This is a genomic window from Pseudomonas oryziphila, assembly GCF_003940825.1.
In the GTDB taxonomy this organism is placed as follows: domain Bacteria; phylum Pseudomonadota; class Gammaproteobacteria; order Pseudomonadales; family Pseudomonadaceae; genus Aquipseudomonas; species Aquipseudomonas sichuanensis.
On record NZ_CP034338.1, the window covers coordinates 5,900,234 to 5,926,251 of the forward strand.

The 26,018-nt window shown below is 64.7% G+C and carries 23 protein-coding genes; 9 read left to right on the forward strand and 14 right to left on the reverse strand.

The window, feature by feature from the left end; genetic code table 11:
• Nucleotides 1-27 precede the first annotated feature (27 nt).
• The gene (locus EJA05_RS27385; RefSeq protein WP_125861089.1) at nucleotides 28-1,695 is read right to left on the reverse strand and encodes a putative bifunctional diguanylate cyclase/phosphodiesterase; all 1,668 of its coding nucleotides are present in this window, start codon (nucleotides 1,693-1,695) and stop codon (nucleotides 28-30) included.
• A 324-nt stretch (nucleotides 1,696-2,019) separates the two neighbouring features.
• Here EJA05_RS27385 and rep point away from each other — a divergent pair, with 324 nt between their 5' ends.
• Nucleotides 2,020-4,029, forward strand: coding sequence for a DNA helicase Rep (gene rep, locus EJA05_RS27390; RefSeq protein ID WP_125861091.1), 2,010 nt, complete (start codon nucleotides 2,020-2,022; stop codon nucleotides 4,027-4,029).
• Between the two features lie 64 nt (nucleotides 4,030-4,093).
• Nucleotides 4,094-4,666: a xanthine phosphoribosyltransferase gene (gene xpt, locus EJA05_RS27395; protein ID WP_125466045.1), complete on the forward strand. Its 573-nt coding sequence runs from the start codon at nucleotides 4,094-4,096 to the stop codon at nucleotides 4,664-4,666.
• Between the two features lie 108 nt (nucleotides 4,667-4,774).
• On the opposite strand, the gene EJA05_RS27400 is transcribed toward xpt, so the two are convergent.
• The 6 genes from EJA05_RS27400 to dadA all read right to left on the reverse strand — a co-directional run bounded on the left by EJA05_RS27400 (nucleotide 4,775) and on the right by dadA (nucleotide 12,001).
• Nucleotides 4,775-6,634 (reverse strand): acetyl-CoA hydrolase/transferase C-terminal domain-containing protein, encoded by a 1,860-nt coding sequence (locus tag EJA05_RS27400; RefSeq protein ID WP_125861093.1) that lies wholly within the window; start codon nucleotides 6,632-6,634, stop codon nucleotides 4,775-4,777.
• A 117-nt stretch (nucleotides 6,635-6,751) separates the two neighbouring features.
• Entirely contained in the window at nucleotides 6,752-8,002 is a 1,251-nt protein-coding gene (locus tag EJA05_RS27405; protein ID WP_125861095.1) for an IS256 family transposase, read from the reverse strand.
• Between the two features lie 214 nt (nucleotides 8,003-8,216).
• Nucleotides 8,217-8,621 (reverse strand): c-type cytochrome, encoded by a 405-nt coding sequence (locus tag EJA05_RS27415; RefSeq protein WP_125861449.1) that lies wholly within the window; start codon nucleotides 8,619-8,621, stop codon nucleotides 8,217-8,219.
• A 154-nt stretch (nucleotides 8,622-8,775) separates the two neighbouring features.
• Complete coding sequence (locus tag EJA05_RS27420; RefSeq protein WP_110992018.1) at nucleotides 8,776-9,324, reverse strand: cupin domain-containing protein; 549 nt, start codon at nucleotides 9,322-9,324, stop codon at nucleotides 8,776-8,778.
• Between the two features lie 109 nt (nucleotides 9,325-9,433).
• Nucleotides 9,434-10,507, reverse strand: a complete 1,074-nt coding sequence (alr, locus tag EJA05_RS27425) for an alanine racemase (protein WP_125466047.1) — start codon at nucleotides 10,505-10,507, stop codon at nucleotides 9,434-9,436.
• A gap of 192 nt (nucleotides 10,508-10,699) precedes the next feature.
• A complete protein-coding gene (dadA, locus tag EJA05_RS27430; protein ID WP_125861097.1) occupies nucleotides 10,700-12,001 on the reverse strand; it encodes a D-amino acid dehydrogenase in 1,302 nt (433 codons plus the stop codon).
• Between the two features lie 155 nt (nucleotides 12,002-12,156).
• Between dadA and dadR the strand changes: the two genes are divergently transcribed.
• On the forward strand, nucleotides 12,157-12,645 hold the full coding sequence (gene dadR, locus EJA05_RS27435) for a transcriptional regulator DadR (RefSeq protein WP_003258963.1): 489 nt from the start codon (nucleotides 12,157-12,159) through the stop codon (nucleotides 12,643-12,645).
• A 4-nt stretch (nucleotides 12,646-12,649) separates the two neighbouring features.
• Here the strand turns inward: dadR and EJA05_RS27440 are convergent, their stop codons facing one another.
• Nucleotides 12,650-13,003, reverse strand: coding sequence for a YkgJ family cysteine cluster protein (locus tag EJA05_RS27440; RefSeq protein ID WP_125861099.1), 354 nt, complete (start codon nucleotides 13,001-13,003; stop codon nucleotides 12,650-12,652).
• 157 nt (nucleotides 13,004-13,160) lie between these two features.
• Between EJA05_RS27440 and EJA05_RS27445 the strand changes: the two genes are divergently transcribed.
• Nucleotides 13,161-14,453 (forward strand): NAD(P)/FAD-dependent oxidoreductase, encoded by a 1,293-nt coding sequence (locus EJA05_RS27445; protein ID WP_125861101.1) that lies wholly within the window; start codon nucleotides 13,161-13,163, stop codon nucleotides 14,451-14,453.
• Nucleotides 14,454-14,523: 70 nt separating this feature from the next.
• On the opposite strand, the gene EJA05_RS27450 is transcribed toward EJA05_RS27445, so the two are convergent.
• Complete coding sequence (locus tag EJA05_RS27450; protein ID WP_125861103.1) at nucleotides 14,524-14,754, reverse strand: DUF1127 domain-containing protein; 231 nt, start codon at nucleotides 14,752-14,754, stop codon at nucleotides 14,524-14,526.
• Between the two features lie 178 nt (nucleotides 14,755-14,932).
• Here EJA05_RS27450 and EJA05_RS27455 point away from each other — a divergent pair, with 178 nt between their 5' ends.
• Together EJA05_RS27455 and EJA05_RS27460 are read left to right on the forward strand one after the other, a co-directional pair.
• Nucleotides 14,933-16,363 (forward strand): aminotransferase-like domain-containing protein, encoded by a 1,431-nt coding sequence (locus EJA05_RS27455; protein ID WP_189654504.1) that lies wholly within the window; start codon nucleotides 14,933-14,935, stop codon nucleotides 16,361-16,363.
• Between the two features lie 60 nt (nucleotides 16,364-16,423).
• Nucleotides 16,424-17,980 carry a phospholipase D family protein gene (locus EJA05_RS27460; RefSeq protein ID WP_125861107.1) on the forward strand — a complete coding sequence of 519 codons (1,557 nt, stop codon included), beginning with the start codon at nucleotides 16,424-16,426 and terminating at the stop codon, nucleotides 17,978-17,980.
• Nucleotides 17,981-18,081: 101 nt separating this feature from the next.
• Here EJA05_RS27460 and EJA05_RS27465 read toward each other — a convergent pair whose 3' ends face one another.
• A complete protein-coding gene (locus EJA05_RS27465; RefSeq protein WP_125861109.1) occupies nucleotides 18,082-19,221 on the reverse strand; it encodes an MFS transporter in 1,140 nt (379 codons plus the stop codon).
• 137 nt (nucleotides 19,222-19,358) lie between these two features.
• On the reverse strand, nucleotides 19,359-20,852 hold the full coding sequence (locus EJA05_RS27470) for an aldehyde dehydrogenase (protein ID WP_110992009.1): 1,494 nt from the start codon (nucleotides 20,850-20,852) through the stop codon (nucleotides 19,359-19,361).
• A 195-nt stretch (nucleotides 20,853-21,047) separates the two neighbouring features.
• On the opposite strand from EJA05_RS27470, the gene EJA05_RS27475 reads away from it, so the two are divergent.
• Nucleotides 21,048-21,407 (forward strand): cupin domain-containing protein, encoded by a 360-nt coding sequence (locus EJA05_RS27475; protein WP_125466055.1) that lies wholly within the window; start codon nucleotides 21,048-21,050, stop codon nucleotides 21,405-21,407.
• A gap of 167 nt (nucleotides 21,408-21,574) precedes the next feature.
• On the opposite strand, the gene rpmG is transcribed toward EJA05_RS27475, so the two are convergent.
• Complete coding sequence (rpmG, locus tag EJA05_RS27480; protein ID WP_003253507.1) at nucleotides 21,575-21,730, reverse strand: 50S ribosomal protein L33; 156 nt, start codon at nucleotides 21,728-21,730, stop codon at nucleotides 21,575-21,577.
• 11 nt (nucleotides 21,731-21,741) lie between these two features.
• Nucleotides 21,742-21,978, reverse strand: coding sequence for a 50S ribosomal protein L28 (gene rpmB, locus EJA05_RS27485; RefSeq protein ID WP_003253504.1), 237 nt, complete (start codon nucleotides 21,976-21,978; stop codon nucleotides 21,742-21,744).
• A 362-nt stretch (nucleotides 21,979-22,340) separates the two neighbouring features.
• Here rpmB and EJA05_RS27490 point away from each other — a divergent pair, with 362 nt between their 5' ends.
• On the forward strand, nucleotides 22,341-23,930 hold the full coding sequence (locus EJA05_RS27490) for an ABC transporter substrate-binding protein (protein WP_125861111.1): 1,590 nt from the start codon (nucleotides 22,341-22,343) through the stop codon (nucleotides 23,928-23,930).
• A 68-nt stretch (nucleotides 23,931-23,998) separates the two neighbouring features.
• On the opposite strand, the gene radC is transcribed toward EJA05_RS27490, so the two are convergent.
• The gene (gene radC, locus EJA05_RS27495; protein ID WP_125861113.1) at nucleotides 23,999-24,679 is read right to left on the reverse strand and encodes a RadC family protein; all 681 of its coding nucleotides are present in this window, start codon (nucleotides 24,677-24,679) and stop codon (nucleotides 23,999-24,001) included.
• A 127-nt stretch (nucleotides 24,680-24,806) separates the two neighbouring features.
• Between radC and coaBC the strand changes: the two genes are divergently transcribed.
• Complete coding sequence (gene coaBC / locus EJA05_RS27500) at nucleotides 24,807-26,018, forward strand: bifunctional phosphopantothenoylcysteine decarboxylase/phosphopantothenate--cysteine ligase CoaBC (RefSeq protein WP_110992005.1); 1,212 nt, start codon at nucleotides 24,807-24,809, stop codon at nucleotides 26,016-26,018.

Here is a 26,018-nt window from a genome sequence, read left to right on the forward strand (position 1 = left end):
TCTTCGCGGCGGTGCGGCGAAGAGGCCTTAGAGGACTTCCGCCAACTTGGGCTCCGAGGCCTGCAACAGGTACTCGATCAACTCCGCCACCGGCAGCGGCCGGCTGACCAGGAAGCCTTGCACCTGGTCACAGCCGAACTCACGCAGCAATGCCATCTGCTCCTCGCTCTCGACCCCTTCGGCCACCACTTCCAGGTTGAGGTTGTGCGCCAGGTTGATCATCGCGTGCACCAACTTGCGATTCTCTTCGCGCTGCTCCATGCCGCCGACGAAACTGCGGTCGACCTTGAGCAGGGTGATCGGCAGGCTGTTGAGGTGCACGAACGAGGAGAAGCCCGTGCCGAAGTCATCCAGCGAGAAACGCACACCGAGGCGCCCGAGGGCATCCATGGTCTGGCGCACCAGCTCATTGCGGCGCATCACCGCCGTTTCGGTCAGCTCGAACTCCAGCCAGCGCGCATCGACGCCATGCTCGACGATCAGCCGGCTCAGGGTGGCCAGCAACTGGCTGTCCTGGAACTGACGGAAGCTCAGGTTGACCGCCATGTGCAGCGGCGCCAGGCCGCGTTCGCGCAAGGCCTGCATATCGCTAAGGGCACGGGAGATCACCCAGTAGCCCAGCGGCACGATCAGCCCGCTCTGCTCGGCCAGCGGCACGAACTCGCTGGGCGGCAGCAGGCCGCGCTCCGGGTGGTTCCAGCGCACCAGGGCCTCAAGGCCGACGATACGGCCGTCGGTGAGGTTCAGACGTGGCTGGTAGTGCAGCTCCAGCTCGTCGCGGCGCAGGGCGCGGCGCAGCTCGCTTTCCAGGTCGGCGAGGCTGCGGGCGTTGCGGTTGATGCGCTCGTTGAACACATGGAAGGTGCAACCCTGGCTGCCCTTGGCCTGGCGCATGGCGATGTGCGCATGCCACATCAGCGGGTCGGCGCCGGCCTGGGCGCGGGCGTGGGCAATGCCCAGGCTGCAGCCGAGCAGCAGGCTTTCGCCGTCGATCCAGTACGGTTCGGTCAGGGCCTCGGTGATGCGTTCGGCGATCCATTCGGCGCGGTTGGCGTCACGCCGGGTGTCGATCAGCAGGGCGAACTCGTCACTGCCCAGGCGCGCCAGCTGGTCGGTGGCTTCGAGCTGGCTCTTGAGCCGTGCCACCACCTGCAGGATCAGGCGATCGCCGCCCTGGTGGCCGAGGGCATCGTTGACGTGGCGGAAGTTGTCGAGGTCGAGGTGGCCCAGGGCCAGGCCGCGGCCTTCGTTTTCGGCCAGGCGCGTGGTCAGCAAGGCCTGGAAGCCCTGGCGGTTGGCAATGCCGGTCAGCGGGTCCTGCTCGGCCAGACGTTGCAGGGTGGCGACCAGTACGCCGCGCTCGCGCACATGGCGCAGGGAGCGACGCAGGGTGTCGGTGCCCAGTTGCGCCAGCACCAGCCAGTCGCTGACGCCCACCGGTGTAGCCGCAGGCTCCTGCTCTAGCAGCAGGATGGTCGGCAGCTCGCAGCGCCCGGGGGCTGGCTGCAGCTCGGGGGTGGCCAGCACCACGGCCTGGCGGTCGTTGGCGAACAGGCTGTCGACCGCCGCCCAGTTCGGCGCGGTCAGCAGCACCGCACTCCCACCCAGAGGCTGCAGGCATTCGCGCAAGCGTGCGGCCCATTCCGGCTCATCGGCCAACAGCAGCAAACGCAGGGGTTCGGCGGGCGTGGACAAGCGGGCTCCTTAGGCGTGGACGGTGGAACGGCGGGGGGCGGTGTATCCTACCGCAACAAATGAAAATGATTTTCACTTTTAGTCATGGCCGTCCTTGACCAGTGCCCCGTCGCATTTTGACGTGCATCCTGCGCGAAACCCGCGCAACCGGCAAACAGGATTTCGGGGATTTACATGGCGGTTGGCAGTATCGCCCTGCCAAGCCGTGAAAAACCCCGCCCGGCGGGCGGTAAAAGGTTGACTCACACGTCAGACGGTCGCGCCACAAACCCTGGATGCCTGTTAGAATGCGCGGCTATTTTCTGGCGACCCCCGGTTTCTAGCATGTCCCGACTCAATCCCCGGCAACAGGAAGCCCGAGACTACGTTGGCGGCCCTCTTTTGGTGCTCGCTGGTGCAGGCTCCGGCAAGACCAGCGTGATCACGCGCAAGATTGCCCACCTCATCCAGAACTGCGGCATCCGTGCCCAGTACATCGTGGCGATGACCTTTACCAACAAGGCCGCCCGCGAGATGAAGGAACGGGTCGGCACCCTGCTGCGTCCAGGGGAAGGCCGAGGGCTTACGGTGTGCACCTTCCACAACCTGGGCCTGAACATCATCCGCAAGGAGCACGAGCGCCTGGGCTACAAGCCGGGGTTCTCGATCTTCGACGAGTCCGACATCAAGGCGTTGCTGTCGGACATCATGCAGAAGGAATACGCAGGCGACGACGGCATCGACGAGATCAAGAACATGATCGGTGCCTGGAAGAACGACCTGATCCTGCCGCCCGAGGCCCTGGAAAAGGCGCGCAACCCGCGCGAGCAGACCGCCGCCATCGTCTACACCCACTACCAGCGCACGCTCAAGGCGTTCAACGCGGTGGACTTCGACGACCTGATCCTGCAACCGGTCAAGCTGTTCCAGGAGCACCCCGAAGTGCTCGAGCGCTGGCAGAACCGCGTGCGCTACCTGCTGGTGGACGAATACCAGGACACCAACGCCAGCCAGTACCTGCTGGTGAAGATGCTGATCGGCATGCGCAACCAGTTCACCGTGGTGGGCGACGACGACCAGTCGATCTATGCCTGGCGTGGCGCGCGGCCGGAGAACCTGATGCTGCTCAAGGAGGACTACCCCTCCCTGAAGATCGTCATGCTCGAGCAGAACTACCGCTCCACCAGCCGCATCCTGCGCTGCGCCAACGTGCTGATCGCCAACAACCCCCATGCGTTCGAGAAACAGCTGTGGAGCGAGATGGGCGTGGGCGACGAAATCCGCGTGATCCGCTGCAAGAACGAGGAAGCCGAGGCCGAACGCGTGGCCATGGAAATCCTCACCCTGCACCTGCGCACCAACCGCCCGTACAGCGACTTCGCCATCCTCTACCGCGGCAACTACCAGGCCAAGCTGATCGAACTGAAGCTGCAGCACCACCAGGTGCCGTATCGCCTGTCCGGCGGCAACAGCTTCTTCGGCCGCCAGGAGGTCAAGGACCTGATGGCCTACCTGCGCCTGCTGGTGAACCCGGATGACGACAACGCCTACCTGCGGGTGATCAACGTGCCGCGCCGCGAGATCGGCTCGACCACCCTGGAAAAGCTCGGCAACTACGCCACCGAGCGCGGCGTGTCGATGTATGCCGCCAGCGAGGAGCTGGGCCTGGGCGAGCACCTGGATGCGCGCTATACCGAGCGCCTGCAGCGCTTCAAGCACTGGCTCGACGGGGTGCGCCACAAGGTGGCGCTGGAAGACCCGATTGCCGCGCTGCACGAGATGATCCGCGACATCGACTACGAGAACTGGATCCGCCAGCAGACCGCCAGCGACAAGGCGGCGGAGTTCCGCATCAGCAACGTCTGGTTCCTGGTCGAAGCGCTGAAGAACACCCTCGAGAAGGACGAAGAGGGTGACATGACCATCGAGGACGCCATCGGCAAGCTGGTGCTGCGCGACATGCTCGAGCGCCAGCAGGAAGAGGAAGAGAACGCCGAGGGTGTGCAGATGATGACCCTGCATGCCTCCAAGGGCCTGGAATTCCCCTACGTGTTCATCATGGGCATGGAGGAGGAGATCCTCCCCCACCGCTCGAGCATCGAGGCCGACACCATCGAAGAGGAACGCCGCCTGGCCTACGTGGGCATCACCCGCGCGCGCCAGACCCTGGCCTTCACCTTCGCCGCCAAGCGCAAGCAGTACGGCGAAATCATCGACTGCACGCCGAGCCGGTTCCTCGATGAACTGCCGCCGGACGACCTGGCCTGGGAAGGCCTGGACGATGCGCCGGTCGAAGTCAAAGCCGCGCGGGGCAACAACGCGCTGGCCGATATCCGGGCCATGCTCAAACGCTGATCAACCATTACTCTTTAACTTTGCCGCTATTTGCGGCCACCTTTGCTACATCGAGGAAAACAAAGTGGAAGCACTGCATCAGAAGATTCGCGAAGAAGGCATCGTGCTTTCCGATCAGGTTCTCAAAGTCGACGCGTTTCTCAACCACCAGATCGACCCGGCGCTGATGCAGCTGATCGGTGACGAGTTCGCCCGCCTGTTCGCCGACTCGGGCGTGACCAAGATCGTCACCATCGAAGCCAGCGGCATCGCCCCGGCGGTGATGACCGGCCTGAAGCTCGGCGTGCCGGTGATCTTCGCCCGCAAGCACCAGTCGCTGACCCTGACCGAGAACCTGCTGACCGCCTCGGTGTACTCCTTCACCAAGCAGACCGAGAACACCGTGGCCGTCTCGCCGCGCCACCTCAACAGCAGCGACCGCGTGCTGGTGATCGACGATTTCCTGGCCAACGGCAAGGCGTCCCAGGCGCTGATCTCGATCATCAAGCAGGCCGGCGCCACCGTGGCGGGCCTTGGCATCGTCATCGAGAAGTCGTTCCAGGGCGGCCGTGCCGAGCTGGACAGCCAGGGCTACCGCGTTGAATCGCTGGCGCGGGTTAAGTCGCTGGAAGGCGGTGTGGTTTCGTTCATCGAGTAAGGCCACACACCTATCCTGTGGGATCGGGTTTACCCGCGAATATGATGTCGGATCCACCATCGCATTCGCGGGTAAACCCGATCCCACAGGGTTCCGTGCAGCCCGGCATCATCGAGTCGCCGCCAACCCCGCCAGCAACAACCGCTGGTACAGCTCTTCCTTCAGCCCCTTCGGCTGATCCAGTTGCATGCGCACCAGGTGCGCCTCATACCCCTCGGGCCCTGGCGCATCCAGTGCCGCCTTGCCCAGCTCCAGCACCTCGCTCAGCTTGAACTTGCTCTTCAACCAGTTCAGCGCCCGCAGCAGGTCGCGCTCCTGGGCCGTGAAGTCGCTGCCCAGCGGGTACTCCGGGAACAACCGCCCATGCCGCGCACGGATCGCCTCCAGGCGCTCGGGGGTGTTGTCGCGGTAGCGCTGGTCGAGCTCGAAGCCCTTTGCCAGCTTGCCCGCCGCCTTGGCCTGCGCCATCAGCTCAGCCTGGAAGCGTGAATCACTGATCGCCAGCAACCGCGCAATCACCTCGCTGTCGGTTTGCCCGCGCAGGTCGGCGATGCCGTATTCAGTGATCACGATATCGCGCAGGTGCCGGGGAATCGTGCAGTGGCCGTAGGTCCAGTACAGGTTGGAGCTGACCTCCCCACCCGCCTCGCGCCAGCTGCGCAGCAGCAGGATCGAGCGCCCGCCCTGCAGCGCATGGCCCTGGGCGACGAAGTTGTACTGCCCGCCCACACCGCTGAGCACCCGGCCATCCTCCAGCTGGTCGGCCACACCGGCGCCGAGCAGGGTCATGCCGAACGCGGTGTTGATGAAGCGTGCGTCGCGGCGCTGGCGGCGCTTCAGGTCTTCCTGGCCGTACAGCTCATTGATGAAGCTGATGCGGGTCATGGCGAACTGCGCGCGCTGCGCCAGCAGCATCTCGCGCAGGCGCTGGTAGAACGCCTGCGGGCCGAGGAAGAAACCGCCATGCACCAGCACGCCCTGCTCGTCCGCCGGGCGGCGCACCACACCGGCCTCGGCAAGGGCCAGCAGGCCGTTGACGAACATCTCGCTGCAGCCGTACAGGCCCTGGGCGAAGCTATCCAGGCCCCCTTCCCGTTCGATCAGTACCTGCCACGGGCCGATATCCAACGCCTCGAGCAGGGCCCGGTATCCGTCGTTGTCACCCTGGCGGGCCAGCAAGGCGGCGGCCACGGCATCGCCCATGGCGCCGATGCCGATCTGCAGGGTGCCACCGTCGCGCACCAGGCTGCTGGCGTGCAGGCCGATGCAGTGGTCCTGGGTGGAGACCGGCATGTTCGGCGTGGAGAACAGCCGGCGTTGCTCGGGTTCGTCGATCAGCAGGTCGAAGTCGGTAATGGCCAGCTCCGAGTCGCCGGGCATGTAAGGCAGTTCGCTGTGCACCTGGCCGAGCAGCAGGATGGTTTCGCCGGCCGCGCGGCGCTTTTCGATCATCGGCAGCAGGTCGAGGGTGATGTCGGGATTGCAGGCCAGGCTGAGGTGATCCGGGCGTTCAGGCGTGGCCGCCACCAGCTGCGCAACCAGGTTCAGGCCCTTGGCGTTGATGTCGCGGGCGGCGTGGCTGTAGTTGCTGCTGATGTAGTCTTGCTGTGCCGAGACGCTGTGCAGCAGGCTGCCCGGCTGCATGAAGAACTGCTCGACACGGATGTTCGGCGGGAGGCTGTCGGCGCGCAGGTCGGCGACGTAGGTGAGCTCTTCGTAATCGGCGAACACGCGCTCGACGAAGGGTTCGAGGAAGCGCCGTTGCAGGCCATCGCCCAGGGGTGGGCGGCCGAGGGACAGGGCGGTGTAGATGGTCAGGCGGCGCTGGGGCAACTCGCGGATGCGGGCGTAGAGGGCGTTGACGAAGGCGTTGGGTTTGCCAAGGCCCAGGGGCAGGCCCATGTGGATATGACTGGGCAGGCGCTTCAGGACTTCGTCCACGGCCTGGTCGATGGGGCAGCGCTGCATCGGGGCCTCCAGCGAGATCTGCGGGTTCAGGGGTTGGACATGAACCTTAGACCATGGGACTGTCAGATTTTTTGTGTGCGGGCCGGTAACGGCCTGCCGTTAGGCAGGCCCTGATTTTCACCAGGCTGGCCTGATGAACCGATCTCCGTACAGAATCGCAAATTGATTCATCGCGCTTTTCCAGTCATGGGCCGGTTTTCCCCAATTGGCTGTGATGTTGCGCAATCCCAGCCAAATCAGTTTGGTCGCTGCATCATCATTCGGGAAATGTCCGCGAGTCTTGATGACCTTGCGTAGCTGGGCATTGATGCTCTCGATGGCGTTGGTGGTATAGATCACCTTTCGGATGGCGGGCGGGAAAACAAAGAATGGAATCACGCGATCCCAAGCCCGTCGCCAAGCAGCCACCACCGTCGGATATTTCTCGCCCCACGGCCCGTTCTCAAACTCATCGAGTGCTTGCTCAGCCGCTTCGGCATTGATGGCTTGGTAAATCGGCTTCAGCTCCTTGGCCAGAGCCCGCCGCTTGTCCCAGGCCGCGTAGTCGAGGCTGTTGCGGATCAGGTGCACGATGCACGTTTGCAACGTCGTCTCTGGAAACACGGCACTGAGAGCCTCTGGCATACCTTTGAGGCCATCGGTCACGGCAATCAGCACATCTTCAACACCGCGCGTCTTGAGATCGTTAAAGACCTTCATCCAAAACTTCGCACCCTCGGTGTTCTCGATCCAGATGCCCAGGATATCGCGCGTACCGTCGGGGAGAACGCCCAGGGCCAAGTAAATGGCCTTGTTGCGAACCAGGCCTTCTTCGCGGATCTTCACCCGCAGTGCATCGAAGAAAATGACCGGGTACATCGGCTCCAGTGGCCGCTGTTGCCACGCGCCAATCTCTTCCATGACCTCGTCTGTCACAGAGCTGATGAAATCGGGTGAAACGTCGGTTCCATACTGCTCGGACAGGAAGGCCCGGATCTCTCTGACCGTCATTCCACGGGCGTACATGGCGATGATTTTGTCATCGAATCCGGTGTAACGGCGCTCATGCTTGGGGATCAGAATGGGCGAGAAGCTGCCGTCACGGTCCCGAGGGATATCCAGCCGTAGCGGGCCATCGCCTGTCAGCACTGTCTTGCCACTCGTGCCATTGCGCTGGTTGGTCTCATCCTCTGGGCGCTGCGCGCCCGGAGGATAGCCCAGGTGATGGCCAAGTTCGGCGTTCAGGGCCCGCTCGATCAGCGCTTTCTTGAAGGCGGCAGAGGCCTCTTCGATAGCCTCTGCGGTCATCAGTGGGGTTGCGGAAAACTGTTCAAGCAGCTCTTTCGGGACCTTCGGTAACTCTCGAAGCGGTTTCTTTTTGGTTGGCATACATGCACCTCTTACTCATGTTATGCCCGAACACAAAATTTCTGACACCCTCTAGACCATTGGTTGCCTGCACCGGCCTCTTCGCGGGTAAACCCGCTCCCACAGGACCTCCGCTCAACCTGTGGGAGCGGGTTTACCCGCGAAGAGGCCGGTGCAGACGACACAAAAACAAAAGCCCGCCATCGGAGGCGGGCTTTACGCGGATCAGTCAGGCCTACAGCCCGGACATCTTCTTGATCGCACCTTTGAGGTCATCATCCGAGCAATCCGCGCAGGTGCCTTTCGGTGGCATGGCGTTGATCCCGGTAATGGCCTTGGCCAGGATGCCGTCGAGGCCGCCCTGGTGGTCGGCGCGTTCTTTCCAGGCCGCGGTGTCGCCGATCTTCGGCGCACCCAAAAGGCCGCTGCCATGGCAGGCGTTGCAGTGCTTGGCGATGATGTCGTCCGGCGTCTTGGCACCGCCGCCGCCAGCGCTGGCGACCACTTCCATGCCCTTGCATTCCTGGCCCTGAACGCAGACTTGCCCAACCGGCGCCAGGCGCTTGGCGATATCGTCGTTGGTCGCAGCGGTAGCGCTCATTGCCCAAAGGGCGAATACGGCTGCTGGTACGGCCAGCATCTTCTTGATTTGGTTCACACGTACACCCTCATGGTGGCTAATCACGCTCGCGGCCACGGTATAGCGAGCGTTGAAAAGTATAGCGGCACTCCTGAAAGCGTGGAACGACCACACCCGGGGAAAGGGTATTGGCGAATCAATGCACTGCGCTGGATCAAAAGTTCGACGGGGTGGCCGCGCTGATCAACCGGGCAGGCTCTGCGAACGGGTTGCGGAAACGGTGCGGGCGGGTGCTTTCGAAGTAGTAGCTGTCGCCGGCTTCGAGGATGAAGATCTCGGTGCCGACCACCAGTTCCAGGCGGCCTTCCAGGAGGATGCCGGTCTCTTCGCCGTCATGGGTGAGCATCTCTTCGCCGGTATCGGCGCCGGGCGGGTAGACCTCGTTGAGGAAGGCGATGGCACGGTTGGGGTGCGACTTGCCGACCAGCTTCATGGTCACCGCGCCGTCGGAGATGTCGATCAGCTCGTGGGCCTTGTAGACGATCTGCGTCGGGCTTTCCGGGGCCAGTTCGACCGAAAAGAACTCGACCATGGACATGGGGATGCCACTGAGCACTTTGCGCAGGGAGCTGATGGAGGGGCTCACGCTGTTTTTCTCGATCATCGAGATGGTGCTGTTGGTCACCCCGGCGCGTTTGGCGAGTTCGCGCTGGGACAGGCCCTTGAGCTTGCGGATGGCTTGCAGTCGTTCACCGACGTCCAAAGCGTGGGCCTCCAGGAAGGGGTCAGGTGGGGAAATGTGTGAACGATATGATGGCAATGCCGTTCAGTATTTACAACACACCGCCCCGCAGCCTGTCCGCTTCGGCGCCTTATTCGCCGATATAGTCCCGCGGCACGCGCTTCAAGTTGCAGAAGATTTGATAAGGGATGGTACCGGCCTGCAGCGCCACGTCACTGGCCAGCACCTGTTTGCCCCACAGCTCGACCGGGCTGCCGACGGTGGCCTCGGGCACCTCGGTGAGGTCGATGCAGAGCATGTCCATCGACACCCGGCCGATCAGCTGGGCGCGCTTGCCGGCGACCACCACGGGCGTGCCGGTGGGGGCCTGGCGCGGATAGCCGTCGGCATAGCCCATGGCGACTACGCCGACCCGGGTCGGGCGAGGGCTGACGAATTTGGCGCCATAGCCCACCGGCTCACCGGCCGGCAGTTCGCGCACGCTGATCACCCGCGATTGCAGGGTCATCACCGGTTGCAGGCGGGCGGCCTGGGCCTGCTCCACCTCGAACGGGGTGGCGCCATACAGCATGATGCCCGGGCGCACCCAGTCGCTCTTGATGCTCGGCCAGCCCAGCACTGCCGGCGAGTTGCGCAGGCTGCACTCGGCGCTGAGGCCCTGGCGGGCAGCTTCGAACACCGCCACCTGCTGCTCGGTGGCCGTGGCGTCGAGTTCGTCGGCACGGGCGAAGTGGCTCATCAGCACGATGCGCGACACCTTGCCGCTGGCCAGCAGGCGCTGGTAGGCGTTGTGGTAGTCCTTGGGATGCACGCCGACGCGGTGCATGCCGGTGTCCATCTTCAGCCAGATGGTCAGCGGCTTGTGCACCTGGGTCTGTTCCAGCGCTTCGAGTTGCCACAGCGAATGCACCACGCACCACAGGTCGTGCTCGGCGATCAGTGCCAGCTCGCTGGCCTCGAAGAACCCTTCGAGCAGCAGCACCGGCGCCTTGATGCCGGCCGCGCGCAGCTCCAGGGCTTCCTCGATACAGGCCACGGCAAAACCGTCGGCCTCGGTTTCCAGGGCCAGGGCGCAACGCACCGCGCCATGGCCATAGGCGTCGGCCTTGACCACGGCCAGGGCCTTGGCACCGGTCAGCTCACGGGCCAGGCGGTAGTTGTGACGGAGGGCTTGGAGGTCGATCAGGGCACGGGCGGGACGCATGGCGGCAGCCTTCTGGCAGTTCTGGTTATGTAGAAATCCCCGGCGCGGCAGATGGGGGTAGGTACCCACCGCGCCGGGGTGAGGGAACAGGTCGATCAGTGTTTGCCCCTTCGCGGCTGAAGCCGCTCCCACAGAAATCGCGCTATCTGTGGGAGCGGCTTTAGCCGCGAAGAGGCCGGTACAGGCGCCCGCTTACTGGTGCGCCGGCGCCGGCTGGCCCTGGCTGGCTGCTTCGCGGCTGTTGCCGTAGCGCGAGATGTCCAGGCCTTCGGCGCTGATCTGCGGCTTCTTGCGGGCAATCAGGTCGGCCAGCAGGCGGCCGGAACCGCACGCCATGGTCCAGCCCAGGGTGCCGTGACCGGTGTTGAGGAACAGGTTACGGAACTTGGTGGCACCGACGATCGGCGTGCCGTCCGGGGTGGCCGGGCGCAGGCCGGTCCAGAAACTCGCCTGGCTCAGGTCGCCGCCGCGAGGATAAAGGTCGTTGACGATCATCTCCAGCGTTTCGCGTCGACGCGGGTTCAGCGACAGGTCAAAACCGGCGATCTCAGCCATGCCGCCAACACGGATGCGGTTGTCGAAACGGGTGATCGCCACCTTGTAGGTTTCGTCGAGGATGGTCGAGGTCGGCGCCATGTCGCCATCGGTGATCGGCACGGTCAGCGAGTAGCCCTTGAGCGGGTAAACCGGGGCCTTGATGCCCAGCGGCTTGAGCAGTTGCGGCGAGTAGCTGCCCAGGGCCAGCACGTAGCGGTCGGCGGTTTCCAGCTTGCCGTCGATCCACACGCCGTTGATGCGGTCACCGGCGAAGTCCAGGCGTTGGATGTCCTGGCCGAAGCGGAACTCGACGCCAAGCTTGACGGCCATGTCGGCCAGCTTGGTGGTGAACAGCTGGCAGTCGCCGGTCTGGTCGTTGGGCAGACGCAGGGCGCCAGCGAGGATATCCTTCACGCCGGCCAGGGCCGGCTCGACGCGGGCGATGCCGTCGCGGTCGAGCAGCTCGTAAGGCACGCCGGACTGCTTCAGCACGGCGATGTCCTTGGCCGCGGCATCCACCTGGGCCTGGGTGCGGAACAGCTGGGTGGTGCCCAGGCTGCGGTTCTCGTAAGCGATGCCGGTTTCGGCGCGCAGCTCGTCGAGGCAGTCGCGGCTGTACTCGGACAGGCGCACCATGCGCTCCTTGTTCACCGCGTAGCGGCTGGCGGTGCAGTTGCGCAGCATCTGCGCCATCCACAGGTACTGGTCGACGTCGCCGGTGAGCTTGATGGCCAGTGGGGCGTGGCGCTCCAGCAGCCACTTGATGGCCTTGAGCGGCACGCCTGGCGCGGCCCACGGCGAGGCATAGCCGGGCGAGATCTGGCCTGCGTTGGCGAAGCTGGTTTCCATGGCCACCGCCGGCTGGCGGTCGACCACCGTGACTTCGAAACCTTGCCGGGCCAGATAGTAGGCACTGGCGGTTCCGATCACACCGCTACCTAGTACCAGTACTCGCATTGTTCATCCCTCGCACGCGGCTCGCCGCAGTCTTTTGTTGATATGGCATGGATGCGCGCATTGTATGAAGGAGAGCCCAGTGCAATTCACTATATAAACGCCTATATTTGGCGAGAATTCTCGGCAAAATCGCCTTTGACGGAGGGGCATCCCCTATGAGAACCCAGCACCAGAGCAAGCGTGAACTGGACAAGATCGACCGCAATATCCTGCGCATCCTGCAGAATGACGGCCGTATCTCGTTCACCGAACTGGGCGAGAAAGTCGGGCTGTCGACCACCCCCTGCACAGAGCGCGTGCGCCGCCTGGAGCGCGAGGGGATCATCATGGGCTACAACGCCCGGCTCAATCCGCAGCACCTCAAGGGCAGCCTGCTGGTGTTCGTCGAGATCAGCCTGGACTACAAGTCCGGCGACACCTTCGAGGAGTTCCGCCGCGCCGTGCTCAAGCTGCCCCACGTGTTGGAGTGCCACCTGGTGTCGGGCGATTTCGACTACCTGGTGAAGGCGCGCATCTCGGAAATGGCCTCGTACCGCAAGCTGCTGGGCGACATCCTGCTGAAGCTGCCGCACGTGCGCGAGTCGAAGAGCTACATCGTGATGGAAGAAGTGAAAGAGAGCCTGTGCCTGCCGATTCCGGACTGAGGCGTCAGACCAGCACCTGGCGGGTGCTGGCGATATAGCTGTGAACCAGTTGTTCGGCCGCCGGGTCGATCGGCTGCTCAGGCCCGCGGCCACGCGGGCAGGCCAGGCGCGGGGTGGTGCCGAACAGGCGGCAGATCATCGGGCGTTCTTCGTAGACGGTGCAGCCGTCGGGGCCCAGGTGCACGCAGTTCAGGTGCTCCAGGGCCACTTCCTGTTCGGCCGGGGTCTTGCGCGGCAGGCGGGCCATTTCTTCAGTTGAAGTGGTGACCGGGCCGCAGCAATCGTGGCAGCCGGGTACGCACTCGAACGAGGGAATGAGTTCGCGCAGGAAGTGGATCTTGTGGCGGTTGCAGGACATGGGCGGCGTATCTGTAGGGTGTGCGGCGGATTATAGGGCCAATCGCCGGCAAGCCGGCTCCCACAGGGATCAGTGGTGGCCTGTGGGAGCCGGCTTGCCGGCGATGAGGCCAGTTGCCTATCCTCCCCCCTTTCGCCTCAGCCCCGGGAATCGACAGATGATCCACAGCGCGCAACACGCCGCCTCCTACTACGCCGCCAGTAGCGCGCCACACCCCGACCATCCCTACCTGCAGGGCGAGCACAGCGCCGACGTGTGCATCGTTGGTGGTGGCTATTCGGGCCTGAACACTGCCATCGAACTGGCCGAGCGCGGCCTGTCGGTGATCCTCCTGGAAGCCCGCAAGCTGGGCTGGGGCGCCAGCGGGCGCAACGGCGGGCAACTGATTCGCGGGGTCGGCCATGGCCTGGAGCAGTTCCTCCCGGTGATCGGCGAGGACGGTGTGCGCAGCATGCGCCTGATGGGCCTGGAGGCCGTGGAGATCGTCCGTGAGCGGGTCGAGCGCCACGCCATCGACTGCGACCTGACCTGGGGCTACTGCGACCTGGCCAACAAACCCGCCGAGCTTGCGGGCTTTGCCGAGGACGCCGAAGAACTGCGCAGCCTGGGCTATCGCCATGAACTGCGCCTGGTACAGCCCGGCGACATGCATTCGGTGGTCGGCTCCGACCGCTATGTCGGCGGCCTGATCGACATGGGCTCAGGGCACCTGCACCCGCTCAACCTGGCGCTCGGCGAAGCAGCTGCCGCCAGCCGCCTGGGCGTGCAGTTGTTCGAGCAATCGGAAGTCACCCGCATCGAATACGGCCCTGAAGTGAAAGTGCACACTGCCCAGGGCCGGGTCCGCGCCAAGACCCTGGTGCTGTGCTGCAACGCCTACCACAACGACCTCAACCGCGAACTGGGCGGCAAGGTGCTGCCGGCCGGTAGCTACATCATCGCCACCGAGCCGCTGGGCGAGGAGCGTGCACGCCAGTTGCTGCCACAGAACATGGCGGTGTGCGACCAGCGCGTGGCCCTGGACTACTACCGGTTGTCCGCCGACCATCGCCTGCTGTTCGGCGGTGCCTGCCACTACTCCGGGCGCGACCCGCAGGACATCGCCGCCTACATGCGGCCGAAGATGCTCAAGGTGTTCCCGCAACTGGCGGACGTGCGCATCGACTACCAGTGGGGCGGGATGATCGGCATCGGCGCCAACCGCCTGCCGCAGATCGGCCGCCTGGCCGGGCAGCCGAACGTCTATTACGCCCAGGCCTACTCCGGGCATGGGGTGAACGCCACCCACCTGGCCGGGCGTCTGCTCGGCGAAGCCATCAGCGGCCAGCAGAGCGGGCGTTTCGACCTGTTCGCCAAGGTGCCGCACCCGACCTTCCCCGGCGGCAAGCTGATGCGCTCGCCGCTGTTGGCATTGGGGATGTTGTGGTACAGGCTCAAAGAGCTGGTGTGATCGGGTATCGGGCCCTATCGCCGGCTTGCCGGCGATAGGGCCAACCCTGCCAACCAAATACCTTGATCCCTCAATCCCTCCAGAACGGCTTGCGCGCCTCGTGGCACGCCTGCTCCCAGGTCAGCCCGATATCGCGCAGCTGGTAGTCCTCCAGCTGCAGCAAGGCCCTGCGGGTGCGCCAACGATGCAGCATGAGCCCCCAGCGCCCGAGCCCCGCCGGAGCGCTGTAAACCTTGGGCCGCTGCCCCGCCTCCAGTTCCGTGGCCAACAGTTGCAACCGTACATCGCTCATGCCACCCATTACCGCACCCTCCAGATCACGTCATAGCGTGCAGAAAGCATGCGCGTGCGGGCCATGAGCAATACAGATCCAACACAGATTTATTATTTCCATACAGAATTGGCGGCAGGCCGGCTGAATGGAGTATTTTCCTACAATCTGTATCGGTCCCGCCCCACAAGATATTCAGGAGTATGCCGTGACCCTCTACCTCAACCTGGCCGAACTGCTCGGGTCGCGCATCGAGCAGGGCCTGTACCGGCCGGGCCAACGCCTGCCCTCGGTCCGCGCCCTGAGCACCGAGCACGGGGTCAGCCTGAGTACCGTGCAACAGGCCTATCGCCTGCTGGAGGACAACGGCCTGGTGTCGCCACGGCCCAAGTCCGGCTACTTCGTCGCCGAGGACCGCAACCTCCCTGCCCTGCCCGACATCAGCCGCCCGGCGCAACGGCCTGTGGATATCTCCCAGTGGGAACAGGTGCTGGAACTGATACGCGCCACCCCGCGCCCGGACGTGATCCAGCTGGGCCGCGGCATGCCGGATGTCGACAGCCCCACGCTCAAGCCGCTGCTACGCAGCCTGGCGCAGCTCAGCCGGCGCCAGGACATGCCCGGCCTGTACTACGACAACATCCACGGCAATGCCCAACTGCGCGAGCAGATCGCCCGGCTGATGCTCGATTCCGGCTGCCGCCTGGGCCCCGCCGACCTGGTGGTGACCACCGGCTGCCACGAGGCGCTGTCGTGCAGCATCCGCGCAGTGTGCCAACCTGGGGACATCGTCGCGGTTGACTCGCCGAGCTTCCACGGCGCCATGCAGACCCTCAAGGGCCTGGGCATGAAGGCGCTGGAAATCCCCACCGACCCGATCACCGGCATCAGCCTCGAAGCGCTGGAGCTGGCCCTCGAGCAGTGGCCGATCAAGCTCATCCAGATCACCCCCAACTGCAACAACCCGCTGGGCTACATCATGCCCGAGGCGCGCAAGAAGGCCTTGCTCACCCTCGCCCAGCGCTACGACGTGGCGATCCTCGAAGACGATGTGTATGGCGACCTGGCCTACACCTACCCGCGCCCGCCCACCATCAAGTCGTTCGACGACGATGGCCGGGTGCTGCTGTGCAGTTCGTTCTCCAAGACCCTGGCACCGGGCCTGCGTATCGGCTGGGTAGCGCCGGGGCGCTACCTGGAGCGGGTGCTGCACATGAAGTACATCAGCACCGGCAGCACCGCCTGCCAGCCGCAACTGGCCATTGCCGACTTCATCGCCGAGGGCCACTACCAGCCCCACCTGCGGCGCATGCGCAGCCAGTACCAGCGTGGCCGCGACCAGATGTGCGACTGGGTGACCCGTTATTTCCCGCCGGGCACCCGCGCCAGCCGGCCCCAAGGCGGCTTCATGCTGTGGGTGGAGCTACCGGAAAGTTTCGATACGTTGCGCCTGAACCGGGCTTTACTGGAGCAGGGCGTGCAGATCGCCGTGGGCAGCATCTTCTCGGCCTCGGGCAAGTACCGCAATTGCCTGCGCATGAACTTCGCCGCGCGGCCGACGCCGCAGATCGAAGCCGCGGTGCGCAAGGTGGGGGAAACCGCCCATCGTCTACTGGCGGCCGAACAGGCTGCCGGGTAACGTTGCGCCGCCCGCCACTGTCCAACCCCATAAGCCCCTGTCGCACAGGACCATTCACCCTTGAGACGCCAGCCAGCCCTGCCCCTGCTGCTGGTGCTGCTGCTCGGCCTGTCAGGCTGCGCCAGCACCGGTACACCCCGTGATGTCAGCCAAGCGCTGCCGGCCAGTGAATCGGCGTTCGGCCGCTCGGTGCAGCGCCAGGCCGCGCCCTACGAGGGGCGTTCGGGCTTTCGCCTGCTGCCCAACAGCAATGAGGCCTTCCGCGCCCGCGCCGAGCTGATCCGCAACGCCCAGGCCAGCATCGACCTGCAGTACTACATCGTCCACGACGGCCTCAGTACCCGCGCACTGGTGCACGAACTGCTGCGCGCCGCCGACCGCGGCGTGCGCGTGCGCATCCTGCTCGACGACACCACCAGCGACGGCCTGGACACCATCATGGGCACCCTGGATGCCCATCCGAACATCCAGATCCGCGTGTTCAACCCGCTGCACCTGGGCCGCAGCACCGGCGTGACCCGCGCCGCGGGCCGGCTGTTCAACCTGTCACGCCAGCATCGACGCATGCACAACAAGCTGTTCCTGGTGGACAACAGCATGGCCATCGTCGGCGGGCGCAACCTGGGCGACGAATACTTCGACGCCGAGCCCAACCTCAACTTCACCGACATCGACCTGTTGGGGGTAGGCCCGGTGGCCGAGCAACTCGGGCACGGCTTCGACCAGTACTGGAACAGTGCGCTGAGCCGGCCCATCGGCGATTACCTGTGGTGGCAGCCCGATGCCGAAGACCTGCGTGCCAGCCGCCAGCGCCTTGAGGTGTCCCTGGCCGAGGCACGCATCAAGCGCAAAGCCCTTTACGACCGGCTGATGGCCTACCAGGCACAGCCACGTCTGGAGGTATGGCGCAACGAGCTGATCTGGGCGCACAGCCAGGCGCTGTGGGACGCGCCGAGCAAAGTGCTGGCCGATGACGAACCCGACCCACAACTGCTGATGAGCCAGCAACTGGCGCCGGACCTGAACAGCGTGCGGCACGAGCTGATCCTGGTGTCGGCCTACTTCGTGCCGGGTGAGCCGGGCTTGCTGTACCTGACCAGCCGTGCGGACGCCGGCACCTCGGTCAAGCTGCTGACCAATTCGCTGGAGGCCACCGACGTACCGGCGGTACACGGCGGTTACGCGCCCTACCGCCGCGCCCTGCTCGAACATGGCGTGCAGTTGTACGAGCTGCGCCGCCAGCCCGGCGACCGCAGTACCCGGCGCGTCCTGAGCCTGCACGGCAGCTCCGACTCGAGCCTGCACAGCAAGGCGATGGTGTTCGACAGGCGCAAGACGTTCATCGGCTCGTTCAACTTCGACCCGCGTTCGGTGCTGTGGAACACCGAGGTCGGCGTGCTGGTGGACAGCCCGGAGTTGGCCGAGTACACCCGCGACCTGGCGGTACAAGGCATGGCGCCGGCGTTGAGCTACCAGCCAAAGCTGGTGGGCGGCAAGCTGGTGTGGGTCACCGAGGACAATGGCCAGCGGCATATGCTGCTGACCGAGCCTGGGGGGATATGGCGACGCTTCAACGCCTGGATCAGCAAGGCGGTGGGGCTAGAGAAGATGTTGTAGTTGAGGGCCTTATCGCCGGCAAGCCGGCTCCCACAGGAAACCGTACACCCTGTGGGAGCCGGCTTGCCGGCGATAAGGCTGCGCAGCAGCCGCACAATCGATCAGGCAGAAGCTGGCTCGAAGGCATCCTTGCGCCGGGTCAGCACCACCAACCCCGCGGCCCCCACCGCCATCAGCAGCAGCAACGCATGCCCACTGACCCACTGGCTACCCGCCCCGGCCAGCAGCGGCCCGAGCAGGCAACCGATGCCCCACAGCTGCGCCACGTGGGCATTGGCCCGCACCAGCTCATCATCGCGATAGCGCTCGCCGATCAAGACCAGCGATAGAGTGAACAACCCTCCCGCACTGGCCCCGAACAGCACCCACAAGGGCCAGATCAGCGGCGTGTGCAGCAGCAGCGGAATGGCCAGGCTCGAGACCAGCAGGGTCAGCGCACAGCCACTGAACAACGTGCGTCGCGACATGCGATCAGCCAGCGCCCCGATCGGCAACTGCAGCACCGCATCGCCCACCACCACGGTGCTGACCATGAACAGCGCCACTTCCGTGGTGAAACCCTGCTGCAGGCAATACACCGGCAGCAGGGTAAGGATCATGGCCTCGAAAGCGGCGAACAGGGCGATGGCCCAGGCAATGACCGGCAGCCGTCGGCAGAAGGCGAACAGGTCGAGGAAGGTAACGCTGCACGCCTCGGTGCTGGGTGCGCCGCTACGGCCCAGGAGGATCAGCGGGGCAACCAGCAGCAGCCCGGTCGCCGCCCAGAAACCGAAGTCATCGTTGGAACCGAGAAAACCCAGCACCATCGGCCCGGCCAGCTGGCTCAGGGCGTAGCTGCTGCCATACAGCGCCACCAGCCGCCCGCGCCATTGCTCGACCACCAACTGGTTGATCCAGCTTTCGCCGAGGATGAACACCACGGTCAGCGACATGCCGATCAGCAGGCGCAGCGCCAGCCACAGCGGGTAGCTGGGCAGCAAAGCCACCAGGCCGATCGACAGCGCCCCGCCCCACAGGCACAGGCGCATGGCGGCCGGTACGCCAACCCAACCGGCCAAGCGGCTGGCCACGGCGGCGCCGACCAACACGCCCAGCGCCGGCATTGCCGCCATCACGCCGATGGCGAACCCGCCGTAACCCCAGCCCTCCAGGCGCAAGGACACCAGCGGCATGCTCACGCCGAGCGCGAGCCCGACACTGAGCACCGACGCCAGCACGGCAAAATAGGTTCCCCAACGCATGGTGGCCTCCCGGGCAGTTGAATCAGGCAGAAAGCATCGCGGGGCAAGCCCGCTCCCACGTAACCAGGCGCTGATGATGCATCATCAAACCCTGGCGGCGTGGGAGCGGGCTTGCCCCGCGAAAAGGCGTTACCGGATTACAGCTTGATCCAGGTCGCCTTCAGCTCGGTGTACTTCTCCAGCGCGTGCAGCGACTTGTCACGGCCGTTGCCCGACTGCTTGAAGCCACCGAACGGCGCGGTCATGTCGCCGCCGTCGTACTGGTTGACCCAGACGCTGCCGGCACGCACGGCGCGGGCGGTCTTGTGGGCCTTGGAGATGTCCGAGGTCCAGATGCCGGCTGCCAGGCCGTATGGGGTGTCGTTGGCGATGGCGATGGCTTCTTCGGCGGTGTCGAAGGTGATAACCGACAGTACCGGGCCGAAGATTTCTTCCTGGGCGATCTTCATGGCGTTGGTCACGCCGTCGAAGATGGTCGGCTCGACGTAGGTGCCGCCGGTCTCTTCGAGGATGCGCTTGCCGCCAGCCAGCAGCTTGGCGCCGTCCTGGTGACCGGCGTCGATGTACGACAGCACGGTGTTCATCTGCTGGGTATCGACCAGCGCACCGACGGTGGTTGCCGGGTCCAGCGGGTTGCCCGGTTTCCAGGCCTTGAGGGCCTCGACCACCATGGGCAGGAACTTGTCCTTGATCGAACGCTCCACCAGCAGGCGCGAACCTGCGGTGCAGACCTCACCCTGGTTGAAGGCGATGGCGCTGGCTGCGGCCTCGGCGGCGGCTTGCAGGTCCGGGGCGTCGGCGAAGACGATGTTCGGGCTCTTGCCACCAGCTTCCAGCCATACGCGCTTCATGTTCGACTCGCCGGCGTAAATCATCAGCTGCTTGGCGATCTTGGTCGAACCGGTGAACACCAGGGTGTCGACATCCATGTGCAGGGCCAGGGCCTTGCCCACGGTGTGGCCATAGCCTGGCAGCACGTTGAGCACGCCCGCCGGGATACCGGCTTCGATCGCCAGCTGGGCGATGCGGATGGCGGTCAGCGGCGATTTTTCCGACGGCTTGAGGACGATGGAGTTACCGGTGGCCAGGGCCGGGCCGAGTTTCCAGCAGGCCATCAGCAGCGGGAAGTTCCACGGTACGATGGCACCGACCACACCCACCGGCTCACGGGTAACCAGGCCGAGCTGGTCGTGCGGGGTTGGCGCGACTTCGTCGTAGACTTTGTCGATGGCTTCGGCGTTCCAGTGCAGGGCACTGGCCGCACCTGGCACGTCGATGCTGGAGGAGTCGCCGATCGGCTTGCCCATGTCGAGGGTTTCGAGCAGGGCCAGCTCTTCGACGTGCTTGCGCAGCAGGTCGGCGAAGCGGATCAGCTTGGCCTTGCGCTTGGCCGGAGCCAGGCGCGACCAGACGCCGGATTCGAACACGGCGCGGGCATTTTCGACAGCGCGGTTGGCATCGGCCAGGTCGCAGCTGGCAACCTTGGCCAGGAAGCGTCCGTCCACCGGGCTCAGGCAGTCGAAGGTTTCACCGGATGCGGCATCGGTGTATTCGCCGTTGATGAAGGCGCGGCCTTCGATCTTCAGTTGCTGGGCACGCTGTTCCCAGTCCGCACGAGTCAGGGTGGTCATAGGAAACTCCTCTCTTGTTAAGGTGCAACGCCGCACTGAGGACTCACGGGCGCTGTCAGAAATTCTGGCCGGGTGACGAGGCACACGGGCACCTGCCACCCTAAACCAGGGCGGGGAAACTATCAATATATTTGACACGAACGGCTCAAATGCCTACTGATGTTCATTTTATTAAACAACAACAGGGTAACCACCATGAGTATCGCCAGCATCGTCGACTTCGCCCAGGTTCTGACCGAGGCCGAACGCTACCGCCCGGCGGCGGAGAAAATCCTCAAGGGCGAGCCTGACCAGGCTGTTTACAACCACTATTCCAGCCCGTGCGGGCAGTTCGCCGCAGGCGTCTGGGAAGGTGAAGTGGGCCAGTGGACGGTGAACTACACCGAGCATGAATACTGCGAGATCGTGCAAGGTGTGTCGGTGCTGCGCGACCAGGAAGGCAATGCCAAGACCCTGCGTGCCGGCGATCGCTTCGTCATCCCGGCGGGCTTCAAGGGCACCTGGGAGGTGCTGGAGCCGTGCCGCAAGATCTATGTGATGTTCGAGCAGAAGTAACGGACACCTGCTCCGACCTCATCGCCGGCAAGCCGACTCCCACTGACCCTGTGGGAGCCGGCTTGCCGGCGATGAGGCCAGTACAGGACACGAGGCTTGCAGCTTTGTCGCAGGCATAAAAAAACCCGCCACCTTACGGTTGCGGGTTTTTTCAGGTTGCCGATCAATTACTTGATCTTGGCTTCCTTGTACACCACGTGCTTGCGGACGACCGGATCGTATTTCTTGATCTCGATCTTGTCCGGAGTGGTGCGCTTGTTCTTGTCGGTGGTGTAGAAGTGGCCGGTACCGGCACTCGAAACCAGACGGATCAATTCACGCATGATGTTCTCCCTTAAACCTTGGCGCCAGCTTTGCGGATGTCGACCAGAACGGCATCGATGCCGCGCTTGTCGATGATACGCATGCCTTTGGCGGAAACGCGCAGACGCACGAAACGCTTCTCGGATTCAACCCAGAAACGGTGGTGCTGCAGGTTTGGCAGGAAACGACGACGGGTTTTGTTGTTTGCGTGGGAAATGTTATTCCCGGTTACTGGACCCTTACCAGTAACTTGACAGACTCTCGACATGCCTCAGCCCTCTAAAACCACATGCCCAACCCGGCATGGGTTGGCCGCTTAATCTCTCAGTCATTGGCGCCAGGCGCCGTGTTTCCGAGGGTCTTATCGACCGGAAGCGCTTACGCGACAGGCCGAGCCCCTAGAAAAGAGCGCTGCTTTATACCAGAAAGACTCAGCCGCAACAACAGAAGATGTGTCTTCAGGTCGTGCCGAGTGCGCCCGGGCAGCATAACGACTGGGGCGCCAAGGTGTCGACCGCCCGTCGCCGAATTAATGCGAAAGGGTGTGGTCATTTGCCCGTGCCCACACTAGGGTAGGACTTTTCCAGACTGCACCGGCAGATGGTGCCACAAACCCGCCAAGGAGCCACCATGCGTGCCGCCGCCCTTTCCCTGTTGTTCACCACGCTGTGCGCCGCCGGCCTCGCCCAGGCCGCGCCGCTGTCGGTGTGCACCGAAGCCAGCCCGGAAGGCTTCGACGTGGTCCAGTACAACTCGCTGACCACCACCAATGCCTCGGCCGATGTGCTGATGAACCGCCTGGTCGAGTTCGATGCAGGGCTTGGCAAGGTCGTGCCCAGCCTGGCCGAGCGCTGGACGGTGTCGCCGGACGGCCTGATCTACGACTTCACCCTGCGCCAGGGCGTCAAATTCCACACCACGCCCTACTTCAAGCCCAGCCGCGAGCTGGACGCCGAAGACGTGCTGTTCAGTTTCCAGCGCATGCTCTACCCCGCCCACCCGTGGCACAAGACCGCTGCGGGCGGCTACCCGCATGCCCAGTCGCTGCAGCTGGGCAGCCTGATCAAGTCGATCGAGGCCCCACAGCCCAATACCGTGCGCTTCACCCTCTCGCACCCGGATGCCACCTTCCTGGCCACCCTGAGCATGGGCTTCGCCTCGATCTACTCCGCCGAGTACGCCGACAAGCTGCTCAAGGCCGAGACCCCGGACAAGCTCAACAGCCAGCCTGTGGGTACCGGGCCGTTCGTCTTCCAGCGTTTCCAGAAGGACGCCGTGGTGCGCTACCGCGCCAACCCCGACTACTTCGCCGGCAAACCGTCGGTCGACCCGCTGATCTTCGCCATCACCACCGACGCCAACGTGCGCCTGCAGAAGCTCAAGCGCGGCGAATGCCAGGTGGCCCTGTCGCCCAAGCCGCTGGACATCGCCGAGGCCGGCAAGGACGGCAACCTCAAGGTGGCGACCACCCCGGCGTTCATGACCGCGTTCGTCGCCATCAACAGCCAGCACCCGCCGCTGGACAAACCCGAGGTGCGCCAGGCGATCAACCTGGCCTTCGACAAGCCGGCCTACCTGAAGGCCGTGTTCGAAAACACCGCCACCGCCGCCAACGGCCCTTACCCGCCGAACACCTGGAGCTACGCCAAGGACCTGCCGGGCTACACCATGGACCAGAAGAAGGCCAAGACGCTGCTGGCCAAGGCCGGCCTGGCAGATGGTTTTGCCACCACGATCTGGACCCGCCCGTCGGGCAGCCTGCTCAACCCCAACCCCAGCCTGGGCGCGCAGATGCTTCAGGCAGACCTGGCCAAGGTCGGCATCAAGGCCGAGATTCGTACCATCGAGTGGGGCGAGTTGATCCGCCGCGCCAAGGCGGGCGAGCACGACCTGCTGTTCATGGGCTGGGCGGGTGACAACGGCGACCCGGACAACTTCCTCAGCCCGCAATTCTCGTGCGCGGCGGTCAAGTCCGGGACCAACTTCGCGCGGTTCTGCGACAGCCGCCTGGACCAGCTGATCAATGCCGGGCGCACCACCAACGACCAGAGCGTGCGCAGCCGTCTGTACCAACAGGCCCAGGCACTGATCCAGCAGCAGGCGCTCTGGCTGCCGCTGGCGCATCCGACGGCGGCGACGTTGCTGCACAAGGGCGTCGAGGGGTATCAGGTGAGCCCGTTCGGGCGGTTGGATTTCAGCAAGGTCGCCGTAAACCGTTGAGGCCTCATCGCGGGGCAAGCCCGCTCCCACGATACCGTCGTGGGAGCGGGCTTGCCCCGCGATTGCTGTCAGCCTGCCAGCCACCCATGCTCGGCCATGGACAGTGGCTCGCCATCACCGACGATGACATGGTCCATCACCCGTACATCGATCAGCGCCAGCGAGCGCTTGAGCATCTGCGTGAGGTGCACGTCGTCCTGGCTGGGTTGGCAATGGCCTGACGGGTGGTTATGGCACAGGATCAGCGCCGCCGCGTTGTGCAGCAAGGCCCGGCGCACCACCTCCCGCGGGTAGATGCTCGCGCGGTCGATGGTGCCGCGAAACAGGATCTCGAACGCCAACGGCCGGTGCTTGGTATCCAGGAACAGGCAACCGAATACCTCGCTGGCCTCATGGCGCAGCATCGACTTCAGATAGCGCCGCACCGATGTCGGCGACTCCAGCGCCGACGCACGCTCGATGCCCTCATCCAGATACCGCCTGCCGATCTCCAGCAACGCCTGCAGCTGGGCGTATTTCACCGGCCCCAGGCCCGGCTCACGCATCAATCTGGCGCGATCGGCCTCGAGGAACGGCCTGAGCCCGCCAAACTTCGCCAGCAGCCCGCGCGCCAGGTCCAGCACATTACGCCCAGCGACCCCCGACCCCAGCAACACCGCCACCAGCTCGGCATCCGACAGCACCGCCGCGCCACGCTGCAACAACTTCTCCCTCGGCCGCTCGTCGGCCGGCCACTCCCTGATGTTCATCCCCCCTCCTCGCCTGCCACTACGGCCCGTTTGGGCGCTGTGTTAATCTAGTTCGCTTCGAAAATGCGACGATCTGCCGCAGGCAGTCACCGTCGCCGCCCGCTTTCACTGGAATAAGGCAAGGCCTATGCAGCGGTTGTATCGCAAGCGCATCGTTCTCGGCGTGGGTGGCGGCATCGCCGCCTACAAGAGCGCCGAGCTGATTCGCCGACTCCTGGAACACGGCGCGCAGGTGCGCGTGGTCATGACCCGTGGTGGTGCCGAATTCATCACCCCGCTCACCCTGCAGGCGCTGTCCGGCCACCCCGTGCACATGGACTTGCTCGACCCCGCCGCCGAAGCGGCCATGGGCCATATCGAACTGGCCAAATGGGCCGACCTGGTGCTGATTGCCCCGGCCACCGCCGACCTGATGGCGCGCATGGCCCAGGGCATGGCCGACGACCTGCTGACTACGCTGGTGCTGGCCACCGACGCTACCGTCGCCGTGGCGCCAGCGATGAACCAGGCCATGTGGCGCGACCCGGCAACCCAGGACAACCTCGAACTGCTCAAGCGCCGTGGTATCCAGGTGTTCGGCCCGGCCTCCGGCAGCCAGGCCTGTGGCGACGTGGGCCTGGGCCGCATGCTCGAAGCCACCGACCTGGCCTGGTGCGCCGCCGAGAGTTTCAAGCGCCAGGCACTGACCGGCAAGCACGTGCTGATTACCGCCGGGCCGACCCAGGAGAACATCGACCCGGTGCGCTACATCACCAACCATAGTTCAGGGAAAATGGGCTTTGCCCTGGCCGAGGCGGCCGCCGAAGCCGGGGCCCGGGTGACCCTGGTCACCGGCCCGGTACACTTGCCGACCCCGGACCGGGTCAGCCGCATCGACGTGGTCAGCGCGCGGGACATGCTCGCGGCCTGTGAAGCAGCCATGCCCTGTGACCTGTTCATCGCCTCGGCCGCGGTCGCGGACTACCGCCCGGAAGTCGTCGCCGCACAGAAGCTCAAGAAGGATCCCACCACCGGCGACGGCATGCTGCTGCAGATGGTGCGCAATCCCGATATCCTTGCGACCATTGCCGGCCGCGCCGATCGCCCGTTCAGCGTGGGCTTTGCCGCCGAGACCGAGCACCTGCTCGACTACGCCACGCGCAAGCTCAAGGACAAGAACCTCGACCTGATCGTCGCCAATGATGTGGCCAACCCCAGCATCGGCTTCAACAGCGAGGAAAACGCCCTGACCGTGATCGACCGGCAGCAGCATCAAACCCTCTTCGCGCAGACCAGCAAAGGCAAGATCGCCCGCCAGCTGGTTGCCTTCATCGCCGAACGGCTCAACCAGGTTCAATAA